This window comes from Pseudomonas sp. LAMO17WK12:I10 (genome assembly GCF_900215185.1).
In the GTDB taxonomy this organism is placed as follows: Bacteria; Pseudomonadota; Gammaproteobacteria; order Pseudomonadales; family Pseudomonadaceae; genus Aquipseudomonas; species Aquipseudomonas chlororaphis.
In genome coordinates, this window is sequence record NZ_OBDX01000068.1 from 1 (window position 1) to 4986 (window position 4986).

The 4986-nt window shown below is 52.2% G+C and carries 2 protein-coding genes and 3 pseudogenes; all 5 read right to left on the reverse strand.

Annotation, left to right across the window (positions count from 1 at the left end; all coding sequences use genetic code 11):
• Positions 1-233: 233 nt before the first annotated feature.
• Positions 234-376, reverse strand: a pseudogene (locus tag CRO75_RS31940) (IS3 family transposase); the annotation flags it as partial.
• A 183-nt stretch (positions 377-559) separates the two neighbouring features.
• Positions 560-1164, reverse strand: a pseudogene (locus CRO75_RS31950) (ATP-binding protein).
• Positions 1157-2619 (reverse strand): annotated as a pseudogene (gene istA, locus CRO75_RS31955) (IS21 family transposase). Before istA ends, CRO75_RS31950 begins: the two co-directional pseudogenes overlap by 8 nt.
• A gap of 437 nt (positions 2620-3056) precedes the next feature.
• Positions 3057-4034: a hypothetical protein gene (locus CRO75_RS31960; protein WP_097140615.1), complete on the reverse strand. Its 978-nt coding sequence runs from the start codon at positions 4032-4034 to the stop codon at positions 3057-3059.
• Between the two features lie 366 nt (positions 4035-4400).
• On the reverse strand, positions 4401-4986 hold a 586-nt coding region (locus CRO75_RS31965; protein WP_143504323.1), incomplete at its 5' end, for an IS5 family transposase.

A 4986-nucleotide genomic window follows, 5' to 3' on the forward strand; every position in this document is an offset into this window, starting at 1 on the left:
CGCTGATGGGATTGTTCATGACTAATGCCTCCGAGGAGAACGCATTACCAACCCCATACGCAGGACAGGACACTCAAGATGCAGAACAAGGCTCCTATCAGGTCACAGACGCTGGGCCCGGCAATGCCAGGGAACGTCAGCGTCCAATCGACAGGTCAACGCAAAGGCACTCTATTGGCCAATCCCAGCACGGGTCAGATTGGGCCGACGCTCTTGAGCATAGTGAACTGAGTATCCCAACAGTTTCCACGACGGCTCATGCTCTGGCGCATGCGATAATGCCAGAACCATTGGCGAAACCTTGCGAACCCTGGTTCGAGTGAAACAGCCCCGTCCTCAGGTTGCCGCGTTGCTTGTAAGCCATCTCCAGCACCTTTCCAGCCACTGCTTGATTGCCACAGTCTTGTGGGTCGAGCTGTTATCCAGAACCACGTGCAGATCCAATCCGGCTGGCGTGCTGCGTGTTGGCGCCGATTGAAAATTGACCCAGGGCGGAATGCTAATTTTTGCATCAGCAGTTGTGGATAAGCTTAGCAGTCGTATTCCAGTGACAGAGGCACTAGATCCCCACCGCATACAGGCATGCGGCAGGGTATTCTCGGTCGTCCTCTGTAGCATCATTGTCCTTGCGCTTACGTTCGCGTGATTTGATCTTCGTCTGGGCCATCAAGCTGCTGTGCTGCAGGCGATAGGGCTCGTTGCCCGTTTCGACGATATGGCAGTGGTGCGTCAGCCGATCCAGCAACGCCGTAGTCATCTTGGCGTCACCAAACACACTCGACCATTCCGAGAAGCTGAGGTTGGTCGTGATGACCACGCTGGTGTGTTTGTACAGCTTGGACGGCAGGTGAAATAACGGTGCACCGCCGCTCTGGCTGAGGGGTAAATACCCCAGTTCATTGAGTATCACCAAGTTTGTTCTAAGAAACCCTTGAGCGATTCGGCTCATCTTGCCGTCGTATTTCTCACGCTCCAGCAAATTGACCAGATCTACCGTGGAGTAGAAGCGCACGCGTTTGTGAGGCGTCGTGATCCCGGACACGGCCAAGGCGGCCAGGTGTGTTTTGCCTGTTCCAGGCCCGCCCCTTGCGAGACCAACTCTTCCCAAGTACTGGCCATGCCATGCAGACGCAGTTCTTTGAGTTCCGCCATAAGATCACGCATTGCGAGTCCCCTCATCGGTGGTACGGAGCCGGTCGTAGCGCGCGGTATTGGCGACAGGCGCTATCTTGAGTTGCAGGCTGGTTTCGGCGGACGCAGGTGCTGCTGTCGATGTCAGTCGAGCCAGGACATTCAGGATGTGGTCAGCGCTCAAGCTGCCTGATTCAAGTATCAACTCCACCGCCACAACACGGCATCGAGCCCGGCGATGGGAACAGCCGCCAGTACCTGAGTCATGACTCGATCACCATTGGTATGACGCCTCAGACCGTGTTTTAGCAGCTGCAACGGCTTCGGCAGGTCAGCAAACGGAGCGCCATTGTGCAGCGCTCCGGGCTTGCGCTCGATAAGCGAGATGTAATGCTGCCAGTCAAAACGACCTGATCTCGATCAAACAGGCGTTCGTGACTGGCAATCATCGTTTCATCGGCGATGACCACCACCCGGGAAGGATGCAGACGGCTGCTGACCCACTGGCCGACCCGGTCACACGGCACCGAATAGCGATTTCGCGCCACGCTGATCAGACAGGTACTGGAAACCCGTACGGTGCGCTCGACGTAGCCATCAAAGGCGGTGGGCGTGGGCATCATTTCCAGCCGTTCCAGTTCCAGGACGTCCGCTACCGTCAGCCCGTTGTACTGCGGGTGCAGCAGCTCGCTCCAGAGCGCTCGACAGCGTTGGCCGAGCCAGGCATTCAGTTCTTCGAAGGTGTGGAACATGCAATCTTGAGCATCGAGGGCTGTCCTGGACGTTCTTTTCGATAATGCCTTTTTCCCAGCCCGAGGCCACGTTGCAGAAGTCCGGATCAAACAAATAGTGCGCACACATCACGGCAAACCGAGCATTGACCGTGCGGCCCTTACCCTTGTTGACCTTATCGACAGCGGTCTTCATGTTGTCGTAGATGCCGCGACGCGGCACCCCACCTAACGCGCCAAACGAGCGGGTATGGGCATCGAACAACATCTCGTGGCCTTGGCTGGGATATGCAACCAACCAAAATGCACAACTGGCGCACAGCTTCATGTGGGAGACCTGGATGCGTCGAAACAGGCCGCCGATCAGCAGGCCTTCTTCGCTCCAGTCGAATTGAAAGGCCTCGCCGAGTGCAAAGGTCAGCGGTACGAAGGCCCGTAAAGACTTGCCTTGCTCGCCGCGCCACGCGCGTATGAAGGCGGTGAGTTGGCTGTAGCCGCCGTCGTACCCCTCGGCCTTGATCTATTCGAAGAGTGCTTTGGCACTTCTGCGGTTGTGCTTTGCCCGAAATGAATCGACCTTGAGCGCCTGCTCCAGCGTCTCGTGAAATGGACTGAGTTTGTTGAAGGTTGCGCACCGTTAATACGCGGGCTGAGTGGCTTCGGGCGCTCTGACCCATTTTCGAATGGTGTTTCTCGACAGCCCGGTACGCTTGGCTATCTGATATAGCAGAAATGTCGGTGATATCTTGATCAGCATCGGCACACTGCAATTTGGTCTCGTATTTTTAAAAAACGATTACAGGGTCGCTCAATGATTGAAGAACACCTTAATTGTCATAAAAACCCACGGCTCCTTGGAGGATACAATTTTGCTGTGCACTCATGAATCCACGCTATGTATGACGTCATACTAATAAAATTCACGGCGTATTTTAGAGGCAGATTTCTCCATTGTTTTCAGAGAAACCTATTTTCACTTCGGCCCAGCTTGATGTTATCCTCAATCGAGGACTCCATTCGCGCTTTCGTTATCTGAAGATAGAATAGCGCCAAACAAACGATATTATTTGCATTGTTATTGAAGCGAAAAAGACATGAATAAAAAGCACCAAAGCCTGATTTTAGTCAGGTCGTCGATTTGTTGGAGCACCCCATGAAGGGGCATCATAATACTGGTGACGATTTCAGATCGTTCTAACGTCTACCAAAGCAGCTTGATATCGCCCCCATGAAACCCCGAGACGGTGGCGGAGCGCCAAAATTCGCGCGAATATCTCGTTGTTGCTGTGCTCTAAAAGCGACTGAGTTTTTTAAGATGCGCTGATGCCATGAGGTATCTTGTAAGATGGAGCCCTCAAAATCCATGGGGTCGGCCCAGATCGTCCCAATTTTTGCTGTTGCTTGGCTTAAGGTGCGAAACTCACGCACTTTGATGAGTCGATGTGGCAGATTTTCCTTGAGCTGCGTTGACCATTGGTCTAAGCCACCATAGAACGCCTGAGAGTTGCCAAACTGGCCTGCGGTGGGATCGATAATAAACTTCTGTTCATCAATACTCGCAACGACCGCATAGTGATTAGCTGGACGGGTGTCGTTAATCCCACTCCAAGTCAGTATTCCCATAACTTGATATGTCACGTTGCGCTTATCAAGAATTTCAGTGACTCGCTGTGCGCAAGCTAAGCACATATTACGGGGTTTTTTTGAGTAACTAGCGACTGAGGAGTCATTTACAATATCGTCGATAACACTCGTTTCGACATTATTCCAGGGATAGGCAGAAGGTTGCTTTGTATTATCTGGAGTGTCACCAATTTTAAGGATTGGGCGTGTTCGCTCTTTATCAGTTTTCGCCCCTTGAATTTTTTGCCTTCCTTGCTTAATACTCTGAAAGTTTGTATCCATACCGCCTGTAAGTAAATTGTATTTGTCTGCAATACTTTCAATGCTGTTATATTGAGCTTTAGTAGTGTTTTGTGCTGGTAGGGCCTGAGCTAGATCAAGCCAATCCAGACGTTTTCCGCTTGCATTTTTTGCCAAGTCTTTAAACGTATATTTTTTTGTTGCAGCATACTCCATATCCTCATACTCACTGGGGTAATCTTTTTCTTTTTCAGACTTGATGCTGCTTGTTGTATGCGTATTTTTACGCTCTTCATATGTACGTAGCATTATTAAATACCTGTTATAAATTTAGAGGGGTGACTATCCCTCAGCACAGCCACTTTTTTGAGTCGGTACCTGGTACTGCCCTTATGTCCTATCGCAATCTCAGCATTAAAGATAGGCTTTACTACCAGTTTGGTCAGGCCCAAGGCTTAAGGCTCAGTACGAAAAATATAGTCGAAAATACCGAAGGCTGCTGAAAAACACCGCTCAGTTGACCACGCTGCTCGCCCTGCCAAACCTTTAGGGAAGCTCCGATCAACTTGCAGCAACCGCGCGGCAAGTTGAAAATATCGTGGTGTTCGGCGCTATATTCTCGCGAAACGTCCCGCGCGTACCGTCTTGGCGGGCTTTTCAGCCCATTTCTGCGCGTTACACGCGTAACTCGCCCATACCCATCAACTGTTTTCGAACCATCCACAGGTTTGATAGCGCGAACAGCGTGGTCAGCTGAGCGGTGTTCTTCATCAGTCCGCGAAAACGCACGTTCATGTAACCAAACTGACGCTTGATCACCCGGAACGGATGTTCGACCTTGGCCCGCGTCCGGGCTTTGAGGTACTCGATTTTGCGCTTGGCCTTATACAGTACGCTGCGCTTACTCAGCCTGGAGTAGGTACTGCGCCGAGCTGCGATCTGCCAACCCACCTCGCGATTCTCATGCTCCTCGCGCTTCTCGACACCGGTGTAGCCCGCATCAGCACACACCACGTTTTCCTCCCCGTGCAGCAGTTTGTCGACCTGGGTGATGTCCGCGACATTGGCGGCGGTCACCACCACGCTGTGCATCAGACCCGATTCTTCGTCGGCATCGATATGCGCTTTCGCGCCAAAGTAATACTGGTTTCCTTTCTTGGTCTGGTGCATTTCAGGGTCGCGCTTGCCGTCCTTGTTCTTAGTCGAACTGGGCGCATGGATCAGCGTGGCATCGACGATGGTGCCCTGACGCAATGACAGG

Bases quoted from the DNA above. Each gene is read 5' to 3' on its own strand.
- CRO75_RS31960 (WP_097140615.1), bottom strand. From the start codon at position 4,034: ATGCTACGTACATATGAAGAGCGTAAAAATACGCATACAACAAGCAGC.